The 21,056-nt window shown below is 52.1% G+C and carries 21 protein-coding genes; 13 read left to right on the plus strand and 8 right to left on the minus strand.

Features of this window, described 5'->3' with window-relative positions:
• Positions 1-235: 235 nt before the first annotated feature.
• Together AC07NP_RS13340 and rpmE are read right to left on the minus strand one after the other, a co-directional pair.
• Positions 236-916 (minus strand): oligogalacturonate-specific porin KdgM family protein, encoded by a 681-nt coding sequence (locus tag AC07NP_RS13340; protein WP_494660764.1) that lies wholly within the window; start codon positions 914-916, stop codon positions 236-238.
• A 339-nt stretch (positions 917-1,255) separates the two neighbouring features.
• Positions 1,256-1,468 (minus strand): 50S ribosomal protein L31, encoded by a 213-nt coding sequence (gene rpmE, locus AC07NP_RS13345; RefSeq protein ID WP_103177500.1) that lies wholly within the window; start codon positions 1,466-1,468, stop codon positions 1,256-1,258.
• A 201-nt stretch (positions 1,469-1,669) separates the two neighbouring features.
• Here rpmE and priA point away from each other — a divergent pair, with 201 nt between their 5' ends.
• The 7 genes from priA to rraA all read left to right on the plus strand — a co-directional run bounded on the left by priA (position 1,670) and on the right by rraA (position 9,685).
• Entirely contained in the window at positions 1,670-3,868 is a 2,199-nt protein-coding gene (gene priA / locus AC07NP_RS13350) for a primosomal protein N' (RefSeq protein ID WP_494660765.1), read from the plus strand.
• 157 nt (positions 3,869-4,025) lie between these two features.
• Entirely contained in the window at positions 4,026-5,051 is a 1,026-nt protein-coding gene (gene cytR / locus AC07NP_RS13355; RefSeq protein ID WP_203359374.1) for a DNA-binding transcriptional regulator CytR, read from the plus strand.
• A gap of 92 nt (positions 5,052-5,143) precedes the next feature.
• The gene (gene ftsN, locus AC07NP_RS13360) at positions 5,144-6,148 is read left to right on the plus strand and encodes a cell division protein FtsN (RefSeq protein ID WP_494660766.1); all 1,005 of its coding nucleotides are present in this window, start codon (positions 5,144-5,146) and stop codon (positions 6,146-6,148) included.
• A gap of 91 nt (positions 6,149-6,239) precedes the next feature.
• A complete protein-coding gene (gene hslV, locus AC07NP_RS13365) occupies positions 6,240-6,770 on the plus strand; it encodes an ATP-dependent protease subunit HslV (RefSeq protein WP_007369227.1) in 531 nt (176 codons plus the stop codon).
• Between the two features lie 9 nt (positions 6,771-6,779).
• Entirely contained in the window at positions 6,780-8,111 is a 1,332-nt protein-coding gene (gene hslU, locus AC07NP_RS13370) for an ATP-dependent protease ATPase subunit HslU (RefSeq protein WP_192613867.1), read from the plus strand.
• 66 nt (positions 8,112-8,177) lie between these two features.
• Positions 8,178-9,107, plus strand: coding sequence for a 1,4-dihydroxy-2-naphthoate polyprenyltransferase (gene menA, locus AC07NP_RS13375; RefSeq protein ID WP_203359376.1), 930 nt, complete (start codon positions 8,178-8,180; stop codon positions 9,105-9,107).
• Between the two features lie 92 nt (positions 9,108-9,199).
• Positions 9,200-9,685, plus strand: coding sequence for a ribonuclease E activity regulator RraA (gene rraA / locus AC07NP_RS13380; protein ID WP_103779966.1), 486 nt, complete (start codon positions 9,200-9,202; stop codon positions 9,683-9,685).
• A gap of 28 nt (positions 9,686-9,713) precedes the next feature.
• Here rraA and AC07NP_RS13385 read toward each other — a convergent pair whose 3' ends face one another.
• The 3 genes from AC07NP_RS13385 to zapB all read right to left on the minus strand — a co-directional run bounded on the left by AC07NP_RS13385 (position 9,714) and on the right by zapB (position 11,113).
• Positions 9,714-10,109 carry a hypothetical protein gene (locus AC07NP_RS13385; protein ID WP_494660767.1) on the minus strand — a complete coding sequence of 132 codons (396 nt, stop codon included), beginning with the start codon at positions 10,107-10,109 and terminating at the stop codon, positions 9,714-9,716.
• Complete coding sequence (locus AC07NP_RS13390; RefSeq protein WP_494660768.1) at positions 10,106-10,774, minus strand: hypothetical protein; 669 nt, start codon at positions 10,772-10,774, stop codon at positions 10,106-10,108. The genes AC07NP_RS13385 and AC07NP_RS13390 overlap by 4 nt, the downstream gene beginning before the upstream one ends.
• A 93-nt stretch (positions 10,775-10,867) precedes the next feature.
• Positions 10,868-11,113, minus strand: coding sequence for a septal ring assembly protein ZapB (zapB, locus tag AC07NP_RS13395; RefSeq protein ID WP_162379680.1), 246 nt, complete (start codon positions 11,111-11,113; stop codon positions 10,868-10,870).
• A gap of 392 nt (positions 11,114-11,505) precedes the next feature.
• Between zapB and AC07NP_RS13400 the strand changes: the two genes are divergently transcribed.
• From AC07NP_RS13400 to fpr, 4 genes are all read left to right on the plus strand, one after another.
• Positions 11,506-12,351 (plus strand): MIP/aquaporin family protein, encoded by an 846-nt coding sequence (locus tag AC07NP_RS13400; RefSeq protein ID WP_203359378.1) that lies wholly within the window; start codon positions 11,506-11,508, stop codon positions 12,349-12,351.
• Positions 12,352-12,371: 20 nt separating this feature from the next.
• The gene (gene glpK, locus AC07NP_RS13405; protein WP_203361346.1) at positions 12,372-13,880 is read left to right on the plus strand and encodes a glycerol kinase GlpK; all 1,509 of its coding nucleotides are present in this window, start codon (positions 12,372-12,374) and stop codon (positions 13,878-13,880) included.
• Positions 13,881-14,019: 139 nt separating this feature from the next.
• Complete coding sequence (gene glpX, locus AC07NP_RS13410) at positions 14,020-15,030, plus strand: class II fructose-bisphosphatase (protein WP_494660769.1); 1,011 nt, start codon at positions 14,020-14,022, stop codon at positions 15,028-15,030.
• A 221-nt stretch (positions 15,031-15,251) separates the two neighbouring features.
• Positions 15,252-15,998: a ferredoxin--NADP(+) reductase gene (fpr, locus tag AC07NP_RS13415; RefSeq protein WP_494660770.1), complete on the plus strand. Its 747-nt coding sequence runs from the start codon at positions 15,252-15,254 to the stop codon at positions 15,996-15,998.
• 30 nt (positions 15,999-16,028) lie between these two features.
• Here the strand turns inward: fpr and AC07NP_RS13420 are convergent, their stop codons facing one another.
• Positions 16,029-16,451, minus strand: coding sequence for a DUF805 domain-containing protein (locus tag AC07NP_RS13420; protein WP_192613876.1), 423 nt, complete (start codon positions 16,449-16,451; stop codon positions 16,029-16,031).
• A gap of 100 nt (positions 16,452-16,551) precedes the next feature.
• On the opposite strand from AC07NP_RS13420, the gene AC07NP_RS13425 reads away from it, so the two are divergent.
• Both AC07NP_RS13425 and tpiA read left to right on the plus strand, forming a co-directional pair.
• Complete coding sequence (locus tag AC07NP_RS13425) at positions 16,552-17,148, plus strand: YiiQ family protein (RefSeq protein ID WP_494660771.1); 597 nt, start codon at positions 16,552-16,554, stop codon at positions 17,146-17,148.
• A gap of 109 nt (positions 17,149-17,257) precedes the next feature.
• Positions 17,258-18,025 carry a triose-phosphate isomerase gene (gene tpiA / locus AC07NP_RS13430; RefSeq protein WP_192613878.1) on the plus strand — a complete coding sequence of 256 codons (768 nt, stop codon included), beginning with the start codon at positions 17,258-17,260 and terminating at the stop codon, positions 18,023-18,025.
• A gap of 45 nt (positions 18,026-18,070) precedes the next feature.
• On the opposite strand, the gene AC07NP_RS13435 is transcribed toward tpiA, so the two are convergent.
• Both AC07NP_RS13435 and AC07NP_RS13440 read right to left on the minus strand, forming a co-directional pair.
• Positions 18,071-19,543 (minus strand): DASS family sodium-coupled anion symporter, encoded by a 1,473-nt coding sequence (locus tag AC07NP_RS13435; RefSeq protein WP_494660772.1) that lies wholly within the window; start codon positions 19,541-19,543, stop codon positions 18,071-18,073.
• Positions 19,544-19,680: 137 nt separating this feature from the next.
• Positions 19,681-20,985, minus strand: a complete 1,305-nt coding sequence (locus AC07NP_RS13440) for an SLC13 family permease (protein WP_203359384.1) — start codon at positions 20,983-20,985, stop codon at positions 19,681-19,683.
• Between the last annotated feature and the right edge of the window lie 71 nt (positions 20,986-21,056).

The following is a 21,056-nucleotide window of genomic DNA, read 5'->3' on the forward strand; positions in this document are numbered from 1 at the left end:
AATAATAAGACGCGCTACCACTAACTCTATTTTCTATACTCGCCATACTTCTGGTTGCATGTGCATTGGTTGCACTCGCTCGCCCTAATCGCTTATTATCGGAATTCACGCCCTTGCTGCGTTATTCGGCTTGTAGTCTCACGCCTGCATGATCAGGGAAAACGTTGTTCAAGACGCTGATGCGTGTTGAAATGCAATTCGAATGATGTTTTGTATATATAAATGGGATTAACAATTAGAAGTTATAACCAAGACCAACACGATAACGTGTCTGGCGATCGTCCGTCGTTGTCGTGTTATAACCTGAGGAGACGTTACCAATTTCAACAAACGGGACCCAGGAACCTATCTTATAAGCAACACGGAAGTTATATTCATAATCTTCTTTTTTGTTATTATACAAATCTTCACTATCAGCAATTTTATAAATGCCGTTTAGTTCAAACATCCAGTCATTGATGTTATAACCGAGCCAGGCTTCTGGACGATAAACCATGCGGTCATCTTTACCGTCAGCGTTTCTACGCGCATATTCCTGACGGTAGCGGAACGCCGTCCACCAGTTGTCATTGATATTATATTGCACGCGAAGGTAAGGCTTATATATCGCGATATTATCACCCGTTTCGACTGCGATACCTGGCTGCCAGATAAGATCATGCCAGGTGAATTGATAGCTTGCAGTATACTCGTTACCGTTGCTTTCCATATTATTCCACGCATCATTAGATTGCGCATCATCGGAACGTGAAATGGCTTCTACTGCCACACCAAAACCAGTAGCAAAACGGTGAGACATATAAACACGATCATAGTTACGTCCATCGTCATAATATTCATGACGATAATCAACATAACCTGCGTGTGCGGCCGCAGAGAATAATGGAATAAGTAGTAACGCGGACTTTAATTTCATGACCATCCCTTTTTATACAAAATTAAGAAATCAATCCACATGCTTCTCCGAAAAGGAGCAGACAAAAAGGATTTATGAATAATTTTAAATTTCTAAATGATTGTATTTAAGCAGGAGAGATAAAACCTTTTAAATTTTGCCAACAAAAAAAATAAATGGCAAAAACGAAAAGATAAAAACGATGAAGGTCACTAATAGAAATAATTTACCTATAAAATAGAAACACTGTTTTATTTTATAGGTAAAGATTATTCATTCAACAAAGAAATGGTTTTTTCAATTTTAAATCTGCAGACACAAAAAAAGCGCCGTAAGGCGCTTTTTTCTGAGGAGCAAAACTTATTTGCTGCCCGGGATGCTGAAACGCTTGTTGAAGCGGTCAACACGGCCACCGGTTGCAACATCACGCTGCTTGCCAGTGTAGAACGGGTGGCACTGGCCACATACGTCCAGGTTCAGATCGTGACCAACGGTGGAGCGGATCTGGATGGAGTTACCGCAAGAGCAGTTTGCAGTAATCATTTCGTATTTCGGGTGAATATCTTTTTTCATGGGAAACCTCAGTTAAGGCCGCGTCGCTCTTCCAGCCCTAACGCCAGACACCACGCGATGTTGATAGTATAGTTTTGACGCAATCAATTTGCATCAAAGGCGGCGAATCATACAGAAATTAGCCAGCGTATGCAAACTGATCCGCGCTCCCTTACCACAATGTGTATACTAACCCGCCAGATTTCAAGTCAGGATGATGACATGCCCGTTGCGCACGTTGCCTTACCCGTTCCGCTTCCCCGTACCTTTGACTATCTCTTGCCGCAGGGCATGAGCGCTAAAGCCGGGTGTCGTGTGCGCGTGCCGTTTGGTAAACAGCAAGAACGCGTTGGGATTGTTGTCTCCGTCAGCGACCAAAGCGAATTACCGCTTAATGAACTCAAAGCGGTGGTCGAGGTGCTGGACGTCGAACCGGTTTTTTCAACCTCAGTCTGGCGTTTACTGCTGTGGGCTGCGGATTATTACCATCATCCTGTCGGTGATGTGCTATTTCATGCCCTGCCTATTTTGTTGCGCCAGGGCAGACCTGCCTGCAACGCCCCGATGTGGTACTGGTTTGCCACGGAAGAGGGACAGGCTGTCGACCTCAACAGCCTGAAACGCTCGCCAAAACAACAGCAGGCGCTGGCCGCGCTACGCCAGGGTAAAATCTGGCGCGATCGGGTGGCGGATCTCGACTTTACTGATGCGGCACTGCAGGCGCTGCGTAAAAAAGGGTTGAGCGATCTGGCGAGCGAGACGCCAGCCTTTACCGACTGGCGCACGCACTATGCCGTCTCGGGTGAACGCCTGCGGCTGAACACAGAGCAAGCAACAGCGGTGGGCGCGATTCACAGCACGTCAGACAGTTTCTCGGCCTGGCTGCTGGCTGGTGTCACGGGTTCTGGCAAAACGGAAGTGTATCTTAGCGTGCTGGAAAACGTGCTTGCCCAGGGAAAACAAGCGCTGGTGATGGTGCCGGAGATCGGCCTGACCCCACAAACGATTGCCCGTTTTCGCGAGCGCTTTAATGCGCCTGTCGAGGTGTTGCACTCCGGCCTGAATGACAGCGAACGTCTCTCGGCATGGCTGAAGGCCAAAAATGGTGAAGCGGCGATTGTTATCGGCACCCGCTCATCGCTGTTTACGCCATTTAAAAATCTCGGCGTCATCGTCATTGATGAAGAACACGACAGCTCTTACAAGCAACAAGAAGGCTGGCGCTATCATGCCCGCGACCTTGCTGTTTATCGCGCCCACAGCGAGCAGATCCCCATCATTCTCGGCTCCGCCACACCGGCGCTGGAAACGCTCTGCAATGTGCGGCAGAAAAAGTACCGCATGCTGCGCCTGACCCGTCGGGCAGGCAATGCCCGTCCTGCCATGCAGCATGTGCTCGACTTGAAAGGCCAGAAGGTGCAAGCCGGACTGGCTCCCGCGTTAATCACGCGTATGCGTCAGCATCTGCAGGCCGATAATCAGGTTATTCTGTTCCTTAACCGTCGGGGATTTGCCCCTGCGCTGTTGTGTCACGACTGCGGCTGGACCGCAGAATGTCCGCGCTGCGACCACTACTACACGTTGCATCAGGCACAACACCATTTACGCTGTCACCACTGCGACAGCCAACGCCCGGTGCCGCGCCAGTGTCCTTCCTGCGGCTCCACGCACATGGTGCCGGTCGGGTTAGGCACTGAGCAACTTGAACACGCATTGGCCCCCTTCTTTCCGGGGGTGCCGATTTCCCGTATCGATCGCGATACCACCAGCCGTAAAGGGGCGCTGGAGCAGCATCTGGCGGAAGTACATCGCGGCGGTGCACGCATTTTGATCGGCACGCAAATGCTGGCCAAAGGTCACCATTTCCCGGACGTCACCCTGGTGGTGCTACTGGACGTTGACGGCGCGCTGTTCTCAGCGGATTTTCGCTCGGCTGAACGCTTTGCCCAGCTCTATACCCAGGTTTCCGGGCGTGCAGGACGCGCCGGTAAGCAGGGTGAAGTCGTGCTGCAAACACATCATCCGGAGCACCCACTGCTGCAAACGCTGCTGCACAAAGGTTATGACGCATTTGCAGAGCAAGCGCTGGCCGAACGGCAAACGCTCCAGCTTCCTCCCTGGACCAGCCATGTCATTGTACGGGCGGAAGATCATAACAATCAGCAGGCACCGCTATTCCTGCAGCAGTTGCGCAACCTCATTCAGGCCAGCCCGCTGTCGGATGACAAGCTCTGGGTTTTGGGGCCGGTTCCCGCCCTGGCACCCAAACGCGGCGGTCGCTATCGCTGGCAAATTTTGCTCCAGCATCCGTCCCGGATACGGCTGCAACATATCGTCAGCGGCACGATGGCGCTGATCAATACACTGCCCGATTCACGCAAGGTCAAATGGGTGCTGGATGTCGATCCGATTGAGGGATAACCCCCTCATGATGCGAGGTGGATCGAAATATTCAGGACTCATCACACTTTTTATGAAAATTCTGTAACCGCTTCCATTAACTATCTGATAAAAATGATCCTGACATTAGTTTTCCAGGGATAGGTCTGCGCCTGCATGCCCCAGGCGAGGAGAGAGAGTGAAACCGAAGAATCAGGTTGCTGCCGCTACAATGAAAGATGTTGCTCTAAAGGCGAAAGTCTCAACGGCAACCGTGTCCCGCGCGTTAATGAACCCAGATAAAGTCTCCCAGTCGACCCGTAGCCGGGTGGAACAGGCAGCTATGGAGGTGGGCTATTTACCGCAATCGATGGGGCGAAACGTTAAACGCAATGAATCACGCACAATCCTGGTGATAGTCCCGGATATCTGCGATCCATTTTTCAGTGAAATTATCCGTGGCATCGAAGTGACCGCGGCAAAGCAAGGCTATCTGGTGTTGATCGGCGATTGCGCCCACCAGAATCAGCAAGAGAAAACGTTTATCAATCTGATCATCACCAAGCAGATTGACGGTATGCTGCTGCTCGGTTCACGTCTTCCCTTTGACGCCAGTATCGAAGAACAGCGCAATCTGCCGCCCATGGTGATGGCGAACGAATTTGCACCCGAACTGGAGTTGCCGACCGTTCACATCGATAACCTGACTGCCGCCTTTGATGCCGTGAATTATCTGCATGAACAAGGGCATCAGCGTATTGGCTGTATCGCCGGCCCCGAAGAGATGCCGCTTTGCCACTACCGTTTACAAGGCTATGTTCAGGCATTGCGTCGTAGCGGTATTACGGTTGATCCGCATTATATCGCTCGCGGCGATTTCACCTATGAAGCCGGTGCGAACGCGCTTCAACAACTGCTCGAACTGCCGCAACCGCCTACGGCCGTGTTCTGCCATAGCGATGTTATGGCGCTCGGGGCACTTTCCTGGGCCAAACGCCGTGGTTTGAGAATTCCCGACGATCTGTCCATTATTGGTTTCGATAACATCGCGCTGGCGGAATTTTGTGATCCACCCCTGACTACCGTTGCACAGCCACGCTTTGAAATTGGACGAGAAGCTATGCTTTTATTGCTCGATCAACTGCAAGGACAGAATGTCAGCAGTGGTTCACGTTTACTGGACTGCGAGCTTATTATTCGGGGTTCAACGCGCGCTTTAACTTAAAGTAAACGCTTTAAGACTCCCCTGTCTGGTCAAAGGCCCGTCGCTTAAGTAACATGGCGGGCTGACGAACGAATAAATACAGCGAAACGATAGTGGCACAACGAGATTATGTACGTCGCGGCCAACCGGCACCTTCGCGGCGCAAAAAGAGCACCTCACGGAAAAAGCAACGCAACATACCTGCGGTCTCACCAGCAATGGTCGCAATTGCAGCCGCCGTTCTTGTGGCCTTTATCGGTGGTCTGTACTTCATTACTCATCACAAGAAAGAAGAGTCCGAAACACTGCAGGGCCAGAAGGTCACCGGTAATGGATTGCCGCCAAAACCGGAAGAGCGCTGGCGCTACATCAAAGAGCTGGAAAGTCGCCAGCCTGGCGTACGTGCGCCTACTGAACCCTCTGCGGGCGGCGAAGTGATGAACCCGGACCAGCTCACCAATGAACAACGTCAGTTACTGGCACAGATGCAGGCGGATATGCGCCAGCAGCCGACACAGCTGAACGAAGTGCCGTGGAACGAGCAGACGCCTGAACAGCGTCAGCAAACATTGCAGCGCCAGCGCCTGGCCCAGCAACAGGTGCAACAACAGCAGTGGGCCAATACTCAGCCGGTTCAACAGCCGCGTACGCAGCCTCGCGTGACTGAGCAGTCTTCTCAGCAGCCGCAGCAGCAAACACGCACAGCGCAAACCGCCCCTGTACAGCAGCCTCGTCAGACGCAGCAACCCAAACAGACTGCGGCCGCGCAGCCTTATCAGGATCTGTTGCAAACACCGGCGCACACCACCGCTTCACAGCCAAAAACGCAACAGGCCGCACCGATTGCGCGAGCAGCGGAAGCGCCGAAGCCAACGACAGAGAAGAAAGATGAGCGCCGCTGGATGGTGCAGTGCGGCTCGTTTAAAGGCGCAGAGCAGGCAGAAACCGTACGTGCGCAGCTGGCCTTTGAAGGTTTTGATTCCCGAATTACCACCAATAACGGCTGGAATCGCGTGGTGATCGGCCCGGTGAAAGGCAAAGAAAATGCCGACGGTACCATCAACCGCCTGAAGATGGCGGGTCACACAAACTGCATTCGACTCGCTACTGGGGGTTGAAACCCCCAAAATCCCCCCCATCTATACTTGCATTATGCCCCGTAGACTGTGCGGGGCCAGTATTCTGCATTTGTAACCAAGGGGTCTGCTCGTGACAACAATAGTAAGCGTACGCCGTAATGGCCATGTAGTCATCGCCGGTGATGGTCAGGCCACACTGGGTAATACCGTAATGAAAGGCAACGTGAAAAAAGTTCGCCGCCTGTACAACGACAAAGTCATTGCGGGCTTTGCCGGCGGCACTGCGGATGCCTTCACACTGTTTGAATTGTTTGAGCGCAAATTAGAAATGCATCAGGGTCACCTGGTCAAAGCCGCCGTGGAGCTGGCGAAAGACTGGCGTACCGATCGCATGTTGCGCAAACTCGAAGCGCTGCTGGCGGTAGCAGATGAAAATGCCTCTCTCATCATCACCGGTAACGGTGACGTCGTGCAGCCCGAAAACGATCTGATTGCCATCGGCTCAGGCGGCCCGTACGCCCAGGCGGCAGCACGCGCTCTGCTGGAAAACACCGAGCTCGGCGCGCGTGAAATCGCTGAAAAGGCGTTGGATATTGCAGGTGATATCTGCATCTATACCAACCACTTCCATACCATCGAAGAATTACCGTCTAAAGCGTAAGGATCTCCCATGTCTGAAATGACCCCACGCGAAATCGTCAGCGAACTGAACAAGCACATTATTGGCCAGGACGCAGCGAAACGCTCCGTTGCTATCGCCTTACGTAATCGCTGGCGCCGCATGCAGCTCAACGAAGAGCTGCGCCATGAAGTGACCCCGAAAAATATTCTGATGATCGGCCCGACCGGTGTCGGTAAAACCGAAATCGCCCGTCGCCTGGCGAAACTGGCCAACGCGCCATTCATCAAAGTTGAAGCCACCAAGTTCACCGAAGTGGGCTATGTCGGCAAAGAAGTTGATTCTATCATCCGCGATCTGACGGATTCAGCCATCAAAATGGTTCGCGTCCAGTCTATCGAGAAAAACCGCTTCCGCGCGGAAGAGATGGCGGAAGAGCGTATTCTTGATGTGCTGATCCCACCGGCGAAAAACAACTGGGGCCAGGCTGAACAACCGTCTGAGCCGTCTGCTGCACGCCAGGCATTCCGCAAAAAACTGCGTGAAGGTCAGCTCGATGATAAAGAAATCGAGATCGATCTCGCCGCAGCACCGATGGGCGTTGAAATTATGGCGCCTCCGGGAATGGAAGAAATGACCAGCCAGTTGCAGTCTATGTTCCAGAACCTGGGCGGCCAGAAACAAAAACCGCGCAAACTGAAAATCAAAGATGCAATGAAGCTGTTGATTGAAGAAGAAGCGGCAAAACTGGTCAACCCGGAAGAGCTGAAACAGGACGCAATCGACGCGGTTGAGCAGCACGGTATCGTGTTTATCGACGAAATCGACAAAATCTGTAAGCGCGGCGAATCCTCCGGCCCGGATGTCTCCCGCGAAGGCGTACAGCGCGACCTGCTGCCGCTGGTTGAAGGCTGCACCGTCTCCACCAAACACGGTATGGTCAAAACTGACCACATTCTGTTTATCGCTTCCGGCGCATTCCAGGTGGCAAAACCATCTGACCTGATCCCTGAGTTACAGGGTCGTCTGCCGATCCGCGTTGAGCTGCAGGCGCTGACCACCAGCGACTTTGAGCGTATTTTGACTGAACCTAACGCTTCTATTACCGTCCAGTACAAAGCGTTGATGGCGACCGAAGGTGTGAACATTGAGTTCACCGAAGACGGTATCAAACGTATCGCTCAGGCAGCATGGCAGGTGAACGAAACCACCGAGAACATCGGTGCCCGTCGTTTGCACACCGTGCTGGAACGTCTGATGGAAGATATTTCTTATGATGCAAGCGATCTGAACGGTCAAAGCATAACAATTGATGCGGATTATGTGAGCAAACATCTGGATGCGCTGGTCGCAGATGAAGATCTGAGCCGTTTTATCCTATAATCGCGTTCAATGCATTTTCATCATTGTTGATGGGGCTGAAAAGCCCCATTTTTATTGGCGCTAAATATGACTGAACAACAACAAATTAGCCGCTCACAAGCCTGGCTGGAAAGTTTACGACCCAAGACCCTACCGCTCGCCTTCGCGGCGATCATCGTCGGTACGGCCCTGGCATGGTGGAAAGGATTCTTCGACCCGCTGGTCGCTGTGTTGGCGTTGATTACTGCAGGGCTGCTGCAGATCCTGTCAAATCTCGCTAACGACTATGGCGATGCCGTCAAAGGCAGCGACAAACCTGACCGCATCGGCCCACTGCGTGGAATGCAAAAAGGGGTTATCACTCAGCAGGAGATGAAGCGGGCGTTGATCGTCACCGTCGCGCTCATTTGCCTGTCCGGTCTCGCGCTGGTCTTCGTGGCATGCAACACACTGACAGATTTTGTCGGTTTCCTGGTGCTGGGCGGCCTGTCGATTATCGCGGCCATTACCTACACCGTGGGTAACCGCCCGTATGGTTACATCGGTCTGGGCGATATTTCCGTACTGGTGTTCTTTGGCTGGCTGAGCGTCATGGGTAGCTGGTATTTGCAGGCACACACGCTGATTCCTGAACTGATTCTACCGGCAACCGCCTGTGGTCTGCTGGCAACAGCGGTGCTCAACATCAATAACCTGCGTGACATCAACAGTGACAAAGAAAACGGTAAAAACACGCTGGTTGTGCGTTTAGGCGCGGTCAACGCCCGTCGCTATCACGCCTGCCTGCTGATGGGGACTCTGGTCTGCCTGGCGCTGTTTAACCTGCTCTCTTTGCAAAGCCTGTGGGGATGGTTGTTTATTCTGGCGGCGCCGCTACTGATCAAACAGGCGCGGTATGTGATGCGCGAAATGGAACCGACTGCGATGCGCCCAATGCTGGAACGAACGGTCAAAGCCGCGCTATTAACTAACCTACTGTTTGTGGTTGGCATTTTCTTAAGTCAGTGGCCAGTTTAACTGACAAATATCAATTAACAATTGATGATTTTGCCAACAGTACACATAGCGCGATATACTAAAAATTCTCGCAGCAACTGAACGTTGATCCTATGAAATACGATACTTCCGAGCTTTGTGACATCTACCAGGAAGATGTCAACGTCGTGGAACCGCTGTTCTCTAACTTTGGAGGACGGTCGTCGTTTGGCGGACAAATCATTACGGTAAAATGTTTCGAGGACAACGGGTTGCTGTATGATCTGCTCGAACAAAATGGCCGTGGACGCATCCTGCTGGTCGATGGCGGTGGTTCTGTCCGTCGTGCGCTGGTCGACGCCGAACTGGCGCGTCTGGCTGTACAGAATGAATGGGAAGGTCTGGTCATCTACGGCGCAGTGCGTCAGGTAGACGATCTGGAAGAGCTGGACATTGGTATTCAGGCGATTGCCGCCATTCCGGTGGGTGCGGCAGGTGAAGGCATCGGGGAAAGCGATGTACGCGTCAATTTTGGCGGCGTGACGTTCTTTTCCGGCGACCATCTGTATGCCGACAATACCGGGATAATCCTTTCCGAAGACCCCCTAGATATCGAGTAATCAAAAAAGGCACCGAAAGGTGCCTTTTTTATTTGTCATCATTCTTTTCATAATGAATGATGAGTAGTTTAATCTCGCCCTTCTCTTCTTCCTCAGAAACGCTCATCATATCGTGTCGTTCCGGATAATTATCAATAAAAGCATTAAGTCTATCCTTTAAATTCTGAACATCTTGTTTCTTCACACCCTCGAACACGAGAGTACTTATTTGCAGACCGCTTCCTTCATCTACCAGACTAGTAAAGTACCAATTATCAGTTATTTTCGGTGCTTGTTTAAGTGGTTTTGGCGTCATCAAATAATATTTGATGATATTAGTCTGAGTATACTTTTCATCAATAAATGGCCTGGTGATTATAAGTAAATACAATAGCGTAAATGTAGCCATCATAAATAATATGATGAAACCCCTATGTTTTTTCATATGTGTATCTCACGGATGATTGAAGGATCCGATATCGGGGCAATCAAACACATAAACGCGGGTAGTTTTCCTGAATAAGGTTGATACTTAATATTTTTATCCGTAGGGTCTGGAAACAACAAAGGAAGTACAGTTTTGTTTTTAAATTGCCCTACCGGACCATAGTAATCCCATATACGATAAGCTATTTCTTTCGAACATATATGAAGGAAAGGGGTATAATCTGCGTAATTTACCGCCTGGCAAAAACCAAAAAGATTTGAAACCAAATCTTCTGCACTATAACTACTGTCTGTTATAAAAACGTACGGCCAAAAATTCTGTAAAGACTCAAATTGCACAGAAGTACTCAAAAAAATGGATAAAGCTACTCCTTTTAATAATTTCTCATCAAGCCCTCTTCGCACCAGAAACTTCCTGTAAATTCCCGTAGTGGTTCTCAATCCAGCAATATTTTTTGACATGCTTTGAAAGTAACTGACCTCAAAATACTCATTATCACCACTGTGATAAGATGTCATTTGTGACCATAACATTTCAGCACCACGTGGATTTGCATGCCCCAGGTCAATCCAACCTAAATTATCAGTATAAATAAGACCATGTGTAATATCTCGAGTAATAAACCTGTCTGAATCGTCAATAATATCGCTTCTAGCCGTCATCTCGCATTCCTTGTGGGTAACTGTACGAAACGATTCTAATCTCGCTAAATAAAAAAGCACCCATGATGGGTGCTTTTTAAAAGAAATTCGGAATTAGACTTCTTCCATACGGCCGAGGAGAGCCTGCAGACGATCCTGCCAGCCGCTCTGCTGTTCTTTCAGACTGTGGTTCTCGCGCTCCAGTTCTTCACGCTGGTGCTGTGCAGACTGAACATCCTGTACCAGGCTGTTGTTCTTTTCTTTCAGCTCTTCAATTTCCATCTGTAGCAGCGTGATGGTATCAATCGCCTGCTGTACTTTTGCTTCCAGTTTCTCAAACACTTCTAATGACATGGTCATACCTCTCCTGAATTGCAAGGCGACGCTTTAATGTAAACGCGCACAACATATAGTGCCGATTGTATGAAGCCCCGTCGCCGCTGTCCAGCGGCATACCGCGCAGATCGCGGTTTGCAACACTTTTCATCTTTGTCCTGGTGACATCAATTCAATATCGCTAAAGTGGTAACATATTGGTTAATGAAATGATTCAGCTCACACTCTTGCTTTGTCTCAAAATGCGCTTCATAGCGCGATAACGCTCATTTTGTTGACGCAGTACACACATTTCAATTTCGATATTTCTCGCTTTTGCTCGTTAACGCTAAATTAACAGCGTGCCTACAGGGCATCGCGGATGTCAGTGACCTCCTCGCATACAATAAACATTAAACTCTCTTCAGGATCCGATCATGAGTCAAACATCAACCTTAAAAGGCCAGTGCATTGCTGAATTCCTCGGTACCGGGTTGTTGATTTTCTTCGGTGTGGGGTGTGTCGCTGCACTCAAAGTAGCCGGGGCTACTTTTGGTCAGTGGGAAATCAGTGTCATCTGGGGTCTGGGCGTAGCGATGGCTATCTACCTGACGGCAGGTGTTTCTGGCGCGCACCTGAATCCAGCAGTGACCATCGCACTGTGGCTGTTTGCGTGTTTTGACAAGCGCAAAGTTGTACCTTTCATCATTTCTCAATTTGCCGGTGCTTTCTGCGCTGCGGCGTTAGTTTACGGGCTTTACTACAACCTTTTTGCCGACTTTGAACAAACGAATCATATCGTGCGTGGCAGCGTCGAAAGTCTCAATCTGGCAGGGACGTTCTCTACTTATCCAAACCCACATATCAATTTTGTGCAGGCCTTCGCGGTTGAAATGGTGATTACCGCTATTCTGATGGGGGTCATTCTGGCACTGACTGATGACGGTAATGGCGTGCCTCGCGGCCCACTGGCACCACTGCTCATCGGCTTACTGATCGCCGTTATTGGTGCATCAATGGGTCCATTGACGGGATTTGCGATGAACCCGGCACGTGACATCGGCCCGAAAGCTTTCGCCTGGCTCGCTGGCTGGGGCAATATTGCCTTTACCGGTGGCAAAGACATTCCTTACTTCCTGGTGCCGCTGTTCGGCCCTATTGTGGGCGCCATTTTAGGGGCATTCGCTTATCGCAAACTGATTGGCCACCATTTACCTTGCGATACCTGTGTCGTGGAAGAGAAAGACGCCACGACGACTTCACAACAAAAAGCTTCGCTGTAATGTGACTACGGGAAAAAATGATGACTGAGAAAAAATATATTGTTGCGCTCGACCAGGGCACTACCAGTTCTCGCGCGGTCGTAATGGACCACGATGCAAATATCATAAGTGTTTCGCAACGCGAATTTGAGCAAATCTATCCAAAAGCAGGATGGGTAGAACATGACCCAATGGAAATCTGGGCCACCCAAAGCTCTACGCTGGTAGAAGTGCTGGCGAAAGCAGACATCAATTCCGATCAGATTGCGGCTATTGGTATTACTAACCAGCGTGAAACCACCATCGTCTGGGAACGTGAAACCGGTAAACCAATCTACAACGCGATTGTCTGGCAGTGTCGTCGTACCGCCGACATTTGCGAGCGCCTGAAGCGCGATGGTATGGAAGAGTATGTTCGCAACAATACCGGTCTGGTGATTGACCCGTACTTCTCTGGCACCAAAGTGAAGTGGATCCTCGATCACGTAGAAGGCTCACGTGAGCGAGCTCGTCGCGGCGAACTGCTGTTTGGCACCGTGGATACCTGGCTCATCTGGAAAATGACTCAGGGACGCGTTCACGTCACGGATTACACCAACGCCTCACGTACCATGCTGTTCAACATCCACACGCTGGACTGGGATGACAAAATGCTGGACGCGCTGGACATTCCGCGCGCCATGCTGCCGGAAGTTCGTCGTTCTTCTGAAGTGTACGGTCAGACCAACATTGGCGGTAAAGGCGGCACACGTATTCCAATCGCGGGTATTGCAGGTGACCAGCAGGCCGCGCTGTTCGGCCAGCTGTGCGTAAAAGAAGGGATGGCGAAAAACACCTACGGTACCGGCTGCTTTATGCTGATGAATACCGGAGAGAAAGCCGTTAAATCCGAAAACGGTCTGCTGACGACCATTGCCTGCGGCCCGACAGGCGAAGTGAACTATGCGCTGGAAGGTGCCGTGTTCATGGCCGGCGCGTCTATTCAGTGGCTGCGCGACGAGATGAAACTCATCAGCGACGCGTTCGACTCCGAATACTTTGCGACCAAAGTGAAAGATACCAACGGCGTGTATGTCGTACCGGCCTTTACCGGTCTGGGCGCTCCCTACTGGGACCCGTATGCGCGTGGCGCTATCTTTGGCCTGACCCGTGGCGTGAACTCTAACCACATCATCCGTGCCACCCTGGAATCCATTGCCTATCAGACGCGTGACGTGCTGGAAGCAATGCAGGCTGACTCCGGTATTCGTCTGCACGCCCTGCGCGTGGACGGCGGCGCTGTTGCCAACAACTTCCTGATGCAGTTCCAGTCAGACATTCTCGGCACTCGCGTTGAGCGCCCGGAAGTACGCGAAGTCACCGCGTTGGGCGCCGCCTATCTGGCCGGTCTGGCAGTGGGTTTCTGGCAGAATCTGGATGAGCTGCAGGAAAAAGCGGTCATCGAACGTGAATTCCGCCCAGGTATCGAAACCACCGAGCGTAATTACCGTTACAGCGGCTGGAAGAAAGCGGTCAAACGCGCCCTGGCGTGGGAAGATCACGAAGAATAATGTTGTAATACCGGATGGCGGCTTCGCCATCCGGTAAAACCTTCGCGTGAAGGCGACTCTGCACACGCACACACATCAATAATCCCATCCCCTCCCCTGTGCTACACTTCGCGCAATTTCTTTCTGCTACGGGTTTGCTATGAGACGAGAACTTGCCATCGAATTTTCCCGCGTGACCGAAGCGGCTGCGCTGGCTGGCTACAAATGGTTGGGGCGCGGCGATAAAAATACCGCTGACGGCGCGGCTGTTAACGCCATGCGCATTATGCTCAATCAGGTCAATATTGACGGGACGATTGTCATCGGCGAAGGCGAGATCGATGAAGCGCCAATGCTGTTTATCGGCGAAAAAGTCGGTACTGGACACGGCGACGCGGTAGACATTGCTGTCGATCCTATCGAAGGCACCCGCATGACGGCGATGGGCCAGGCTAACGCGCTGGCGGTTCTGGCTGTCGGCGACAAGGGCTGCTTCCTGAACGCGCCGGATATGTACATGGAAAAGCTGATCGTGGGTCCGGGAGCAAAAGGGTCTATCGATATCAACCTGCCGCTGGCGGAAAACCTGAATAATGTGGCAAAGGCACTCAGCAAACCGCTGAGCGAACTGACCGTCACCATTCTGGCGAAACCACGCCATGATGACGTAATCGCAGAGATGCAGACGCTGGGCGTGCGCGTATTTGCGATTCCTGACGGTGACGTTGCCGCCTCTATTCTTACCTGCATGCCAGACAGCGAAGTCGACGTGCTGTACGGGATTGGCGGCGCGCCGGAAGGTGTTGTGTCCGCCGCCGTGATCCGCGCACTGGATGGCGATATGCAGGGCCGCCTGCTGGCGCGTCATGATGTCAAAGGCGATAGCGAAGACAATCGTCGCATTGGCGAGCAAGAACTGGCGCGCTGCGAGGCGATGGGCATTGAAGCGGGTAAAGCGCTGCGTCTGGACGAAATGGCGCGCAGCGACAACGTCATTTTCTCCGCGACCGGGATCACCAAAGGTGACCTGCTGGAAGGGATCAGCCGTAAAGGCAACATCGCGACCACCGAAACGCTGCTGATCCGCGGGAAGTCACGCACCATTCGCCGCATCCAGTCAATTCATTACCTCGATCGCAAAGACCCGGACGTACAGGCGCACATCCTTTAAAATCTGACACAAATTCCTTCACATTGCGTCGCGACGGCAAGCGAGCAATATCCCAGGCGCATAGATAACGATGTGACAGGGTTGCGCGAATGCTGCCAACAAAGAGGCAGCGTGAAGGATGACGTGTAATTTGATCAATAGAGCCTTCCGGCCCATATGGGCTGGAAATCTTTCGCCCAACGAACGAAGATAGGGCTATTGGATCGGAACAGGAGAAGACCATGGCAGAGTGGGTAACAGGCAAAGTGACTAAAGTGCAGTACTGGACTGAGGCGCTGTTGAGTCTGACCGTTCACGCCCCGGTTCATCCCTTCACGGCGGGTCAATTTACCAAGCTCGGACTGGAGATTGACGGCGAGCGCGTCCAGCGCGCCTATTCTTATGTCAACGCCCCCGAGAATCCCGATCTGGAGTTTTACCTGGTCACCGTTCCCGACGGAAAACTGAGTCCACGTCTGGCGGCGCTGAAACCCGGCGATGAAGTCCAGGTCGTCAGTGAAGCTGCCGGTTTTTTTGTGCTGGATGAGGTTCCCGAGTGCGACACGCTGTGGATGCTGGCGACGGGAACGGCAATTGGCCCTTACCTGTCAATTCTGCAACAGGGTAAAGACGTCGATCGTTTTAAAAATCTGGTGCTGGTGCATGCCGCACGTTACGCCGCTGACTTAAGCTATTTGCCGCTCATGCTGGAGTTACAAGCACGCTACGAGGGTAAATTACGAATTCAAACGGTGGTAAGCCGGGAAACTATCGCGGGTTCGCTAACCGGGCGTATACCGGCGCTGATTGAAAGCGGTGAGCTGGAAAAAGCGGTTGGCTTGCAGATGAATAAAGAGACCAGCCACATTATGCTTTGCGGCAATCCACAGATGGTTCGCGACACGCAGCAATTGCTGAAAGAGACCCGGCAAATGACCAAACACCTGCGCCGCCGACCGGGCCATATGACCGCCGAACACTACTGGTAATTTTTTGCCCGATGACAGCAGCGCAATCAATCACGCCTTATACTTAACGTCCTGCGTATCTTTACCAAATTTATTCTCGCCCTGGGTGCCGACAAATGCGCCCAGGTCTACCAGCATCATGACCAGAATCACTGTTGGGACAAAACGTCCGACGACCCACTGCCACATGCCCGGCAGCATCACCCAGTTGCCCGCCAGCAGCATCCACGCCAGAATCATCAGTAACGCCCACAGGCCTGAACGTCCTCTGTCATGCAGCCGTTTTACCATTACCGCCGCCGTCGGCCAGAGCATACATACCAGAGCAAACGCCGCCGTTTTAATCTCAAGCCATTGTTTACTGGCCAGAGTGAACAGAACCAGCATACCGACAAACCAGAGGCCGACCCAAATCCAGAAATCACGGCGCCCGATACGCCCTTTAAATGAGAATAACCACTGCTGTATGGTCATGTAAGTTCCTTTATTATTGCCCTACCCCACAGTTTACCCTTTTGACAAGCCAGGCAGTTATCGTTTTAATCGTGAGCAGCCATAACGAAAGGTAAGATTGATGAAGCCAGGATGTACGCTGTTTTTACTATTGTTTTCTGTGATTTCCGTAAGCACACCGGTGCAGGCAGCAGAACCCTCGACGACGACGGCGCCGTATCTGCTGGCTGGCGCCCCGACGTTCGATCTCTCGATCAGCCAGTTTCGCGAAAACTTTAACAGCCAAAACCCTAAGCTTTCACTGAACGAATTTCGCGCTATCGACAGCAGTCGGGACAAAGCCAATCTGACGCGCGCCGCCAGCAAGATCAACGAAAACCTGTACGCCTCTACGGCGCTGGAGCGCGGCACGTTAAAAATCAAAAGCATGCAGATAACCTGGCTCCCCATTCAAGGGCCAGAGCAAAAGGCGGCAAGGACGAAAGCGCTGGAGTATATGGCGGCCGTCATTCGTAGCGTCGCGCCGTTACTGACGAAGGAACAAAGCCAGAAAAAACTGCAGCGGTTGCTTATTGCAGGCAAGAATAAGCGCTACTACGCTGAAACCGAAGGCGCAATTCGCTATGTTGTCGCAGATAACGGCGAAAAGGGACTGACCTTCGCTGTTGAACCGATTAAGCTGGCACTATCTGAAGGTCTGGAAGGGGCGAATAAATGACAAAAAGCAAAGCCTTTCCAGCGACGAATCTCTATACTGTTTCACAGACCATGCTGCCCTGAAGGGTGGCCATATTCCTTAATTCGCTGATAAAGCGTGGAGAATTGAAATGCGACATCCTTTAGTGATGGGTAACTGGAAACTGAACGGCAGCCGCCACATGGTAAACGAGCTGGTTGCTAACCTGCGCAAAGAGCTGGCTGGCGTTGCTGGCTGTGGCGTTGCTATCGCTCCGCCGGAAATGTACATCGACCTGGCGAAACACGCTGCGGCCGGTAGCCACATCATTCTGGGCGCGCAGAACGTTGACCTGAACCTGTCTGGCGCGTTTACCGGTGAAACTTCAGCAGAAATGCTGAAAGATATCGGTGCTCAGTACATCATCATCGGTCACTCAGAGCGTCGTACTTATCACAAAGAGTCTGATGAACTGATCGCTAAGAAATTCGCAGTTCTGAAAGAGCAGGGCCTGACCCCGGTTCTGTGCATCGGTGAAACCGAAGCAGAAAACGAAGCGGGCAAAACAGAAGAAGTGTGTGCACGTCAGATCGACGCAGTACTGAAAACTCAGGGCGCAAGCGCATTCGAAGGCGTGGTTATCGCTTACGAACCTGTATGGGCGATCGGTACGGGCAAATCTGCTACTCCGGCACAGGCTCAGGCGGTTCACAAATTCATCCGTGACCACATTGCTAAAGCTGACGCGGCAATCGCACAGCAGGTTATCATCCAGTACGGCGGTTCTGTAAACGCGTCCAACGCAGCAGAACTGTTCGCTCAGCCGGACATCGACGGCGCGCTGGTTGGCGGTGCTTCACTGAAAGCTGATGCTTTCGCCGTGATCGTCAAAGCTGCAGAAGCGGCTAAACAGGCGTAATCGCTGTTGTGGCGGTAGATGCGTCATCTACCGCCACATTTTTATTTACCAGTATCCCAGCCAGTGCCACCAGACCGCCCCGACGATCCCCCAGACAGTCAGGTTTACCACGCTCATCACCAATCCCGTTTTCCACCATTCCGCAAGTGTGACGTATCCGGAGCCAAAGATGATCGGCGCGGTGCCCGTACCATAATGCGTTAACGACATCATCAGCGATGAAGAAAAAGCGAGCATTAAGCCCAGCAATGCCGGCGGCGCGCCCAGTGCTAATCCTGCTGCGAAGAACGCCGCAAACATCGCCGTAATATGCGCGGTCGTACTGGCAAAAAAGTAGTGAGAGTAAACATAGAGCAGAACCAGTAACAGTGTGGCGACGCCCCAGTGCACGCCAAGATGATCGATCGTATTCCCCACGCTCACGGCCAGCCAACTCACCAGACCCAACTTGCTGAGAAACTCAGCCATCATTACCAGTGCCGCAAACCACACGACGGTATCCCAGGCACTGCGACATTTAAGAATGTCATCCCAGCTCAATACCCCTGAAATCAGCAATATTGAGAGCCCAATTAAGGCAGCGCTGGTCGGGTTAACTGTCCAGCCACTCCCCATAATGAGCGCCGGGATCCCCGCCCACAAACACAGCAGCAGCGCAAAAACGGCGAGCGTAATTTTCTCGGCAAGCGCCAACGGACCAAGTGATTCCAGCTTTTGTCGCGCGAACTGCGGCGCATCAGGCGTGCGGGTAATGGCAGGGGGATAAAGCCACCAGATGACGAGCGGCATCAGCACCAGTGACACCACCGCAGGGAGCAGCGCGGCTATCGCCCACATCCCCCAGGTCATGTTCAAAACCCCATCAGTACCTTTGGTTAAAAAGCTCACTATCAGTGGGTTAGGCGCAGTCGCAGTAATAAACATCGCCGAGCTGATGGGGTTAATATTGTAGTTCACCAGCGCCAGATAACGGCCCGTCGACCCATTTTCGCTATTCCCCGGTTGCGACCCCAGGCTTTCCGCGATAGCACGCATGACCGGATGGATGATACCGCCACCGCGCGCGGTGTTACTGGGGGTCACTGGCGCAATCAATGTTTCAGCCAGCGTCAATGCCCAGGCGATACCCAGCGTTCGTTTACCAAACAACGCGATAAATCCATAGCCAATACGCGCCCCCAGCCCCGTTTTCAACAAACTTTGCGAGAGCATAATCGACAAACCAATCAACCAGATCAATTGGTTAGAAAAGCCGCTCAGGGCATCATTCAGTGCCGCAGAGGGTTTACCTGGATTAGTAACGCCCGTCATTGCCACCAGCATAATCGCAATGATTGCGATAGCGCCAATAGGCAGGGCTTTACCGATAATAGCCGCGATAGTACCTATAAATAATGCCAGTAAATGCCAGGCTTCAGGCGTCACACCGGAAGGGTTGGGGACAGCAAACCACAACATCAGGGTAATGAAAACCGAAAGAAATGCAGGCCAGAGACGAATGGGGGTTAACCGGTCCATGTATTAATCCTTGAATTTCTTCTGAACGAGTGTGTTCACGGCTATTAACCGATATTTATGCTGATAAAACAATCAGCTACATCACAAAACAGAAGGGGTGACCATTCAAAATATATCGGGTCTGTGACGCCGCGCAGCTACAATTTTCCCAGCACGCTAAACCACAGATAATCCAGCGGCAGCAACACCATCCAGGTGACCAGCGCCAGTGCCAGACACAGCAACATCCCTGCTCTGGCCGGTACTTTCCCTAACGCCATCGCCACGACAATCGGCGATGCCTGATACGGCAGTAGCGGTGTGGAATAGCCCAGTACCTGAATCATAATGACCGAAAGCAGCGGGAACCCGGTCGCATCAGAAAAACTCTCTGCCAGCGTGGTGTACAACGCCGGAACGCCATTGGCGGTCATGATAAAGTTGAGGACGGTGGTGATCCCGGTCAGCGTGACAAAGTTGGTGAAAGGATTTTCTGCGTTCAGAGGCATAATCTGCAACAGCGCCTCTCCGACCGCGCTACCAATCCCGGTATGCGTCACGGTAATCGCCAGCCCCAGAATACCCGCCACATAGATGCACGTGCGGATATTCACGCCACTGGAAAACTCCTCGCCATTGATAAAGCCTACGCGCGGCAGCAGGGTAATCACGGCCGCCGCCAGCCCGGTCCACGCCGGACCAATACCATGCCAGGTTTCACTGACCCACATCACCAGCACCACCGCCAGCATCCAGGATAATCGCTTTTCATCGCGACTCATGGGCGCAGGCGATGAGGTATCGTCCGGCACATGGGGCTTCCCCGGAAACAGCCAGCAAATCAGGAGGACAAGCGCTGCCCCTTTGAGCCAGCCGAGAACGGGGGTGTGCAGCAACAAATACGGCAAATAATTCAAATGGATGCCATACGAACCTTCCGTTGCGCCGCTCATGACAAGGTTAGGCACGTTAGCAGGGAGGATTGTGGCGGAAAGCTGGAAGGTGCCAAAACCCACCGCCAGCGCCAGACCGTACCAGGCGCGTGAATTGTCAGCAATTCCGGCGCGTTTCGCCATTGCCGCAACAATCGGCATCAGCAATGCGATACGCCCCATGTTGGAAGGCATGACAAACGCCAGTGCATAACTGAGTAACACCACACTCGCCACCATCAACGGCCAGGAGTCGGTTAGCCTTGCCGACAATGCCCTCGCCGCCCGGTCCGCCAGCCCCGTTTTACGGATCGCAATTCCCAGCACAAATCCGCTAAATACCAGCCAGAATGCCGAAGAGGCAAAGCCGCCGAAGATAACGTCCGGCGGCGCAATCTTTGCCACCATCGCAACGGTAAAAAACAACAACGCCGTAATAAATTCCGGCAGCAGGGACGTCGCCCAGAGCAGAATGGTGAGACCGACAAGCAGTGAAGGGATGAACAGAGGGTGCGAAAACCAGAGCGACATGCCTGTCTCCTGTTGTTTTTTTCAACAAGGATACGGGGACAGGCTGATAGAGTAAACGCCAGATATGGTGG

The organism is Citrobacter sp. GW821-FHT07H02 (genome assembly GCF_059418505.1).

What these genes read in the sequence shown, in the direction of transcription:
- priA (WP_494660765.1), top strand. Translation starts at nt 1,670, where the DNA reads ATGCCCGTTGCGCACGTTGCCTTACCCGTTCCGCTTCCCCGTACCTTT.
- glpK (WP_203361346.1), top strand. Translation starts at nt 12,372, where the DNA reads ATGACTGAGAAAAAATATATTGTTGCGCTCGACCAGGGCACTACCAGT.
- menA (WP_203359376.1), top strand. Translation starts at nt 8,178, where the DNA reads ATGACTGAACAACAACAAATTAGCCGCTCACAAGCCTGGCTGGAAAGT.
- AC07NP_RS13340 (WP_494660764.1), bottom strand. Translation starts at nt 916, where the DNA reads ATGAAATTAAAGTCCGCGTTACTACTTATTCCATTATTCTCTGCGGCC.
- AC07NP_RS13440 (WP_203359384.1), bottom strand. Translation starts at nt 20,985, where the DNA reads ATGTCGCTCTGGTTTTCGCACCCTCTGTTCATCCCTTCACTGCTTGTC.
- tpiA (WP_192613878.1), top strand. Translation starts at nt 17,258, where the DNA reads ATGCGACATCCTTTAGTGATGGGTAACTGGAAACTGAACGGCAGCCGC.
- zapB (WP_162379680.1), bottom strand. Translation starts at nt 11,113, where the DNA reads ATGACCATGTCATTAGAAGTGTTTGAGAAACTGGAAGCAAAAGTACAG.
- AC07NP_RS13420 (WP_192613876.1), bottom strand. Translation starts at nt 16,451, where the DNA reads ATGACCATACAGCAGTGGTTATTCTCATTTAAAGGGCGTATCGGGCGC.
- rraA (WP_103779966.1), top strand. Translation starts at nt 9,200, where the DNA reads ATGAAATACGATACTTCCGAGCTTTGTGACATCTACCAGGAAGATGTC.
- AC07NP_RS13435 (WP_494660772.1), bottom strand. Translation starts at nt 19,543, where the DNA reads ATGGACCGGTTAACCCCCATTCGTCTCTGGCCTGCATTTCTTTCGGTT.
- AC07NP_RS13400 (WP_203359378.1), top strand. Translation starts at nt 11,506, where the DNA reads ATGAGTCAAACATCAACCTTAAAAGGCCAGTGCATTGCTGAATTCCTC.
- AC07NP_RS13425 (WP_494660771.1), top strand. Translation starts at nt 16,552, where the DNA reads ATGAAGCCAGGATGTACGCTGTTTTTACTATTGTTTTCTGTGATTTCC.
- glpX (WP_494660769.1), top strand. Translation starts at nt 14,020, where the DNA reads ATGAGACGAGAACTTGCCATCGAATTTTCCCGCGTGACCGAAGCGGCT.
- fpr (WP_494660770.1), top strand. Translation starts at nt 15,252, where the DNA reads ATGGCAGAGTGGGTAACAGGCAAAGTGACTAAAGTGCAGTACTGGACT.
- AC07NP_RS13390 (WP_494660768.1), bottom strand. Translation starts at nt 10,774, where the DNA reads ATGACGGCTAGAAGCGATATTATTGACGATTCAGACAGGTTTATTACT.
- hslU (WP_192613867.1), top strand. Translation starts at nt 6,780, where the DNA reads ATGTCTGAAATGACCCCACGCGAAATCGTCAGCGAACTGAACAAGCAC.
- rpmE (WP_103177500.1), bottom strand. Translation starts at nt 1,468, where the DNA reads ATGAAAAAAGATATTCACCCGAAATACGAAATGATTACTGCAAACTGC.
- AC07NP_RS13385 (WP_494660767.1), bottom strand. Translation starts at nt 10,109, where the DNA reads ATGAAAAAACATAGGGGTTTCATCATATTATTTATGATGGCTACATTT.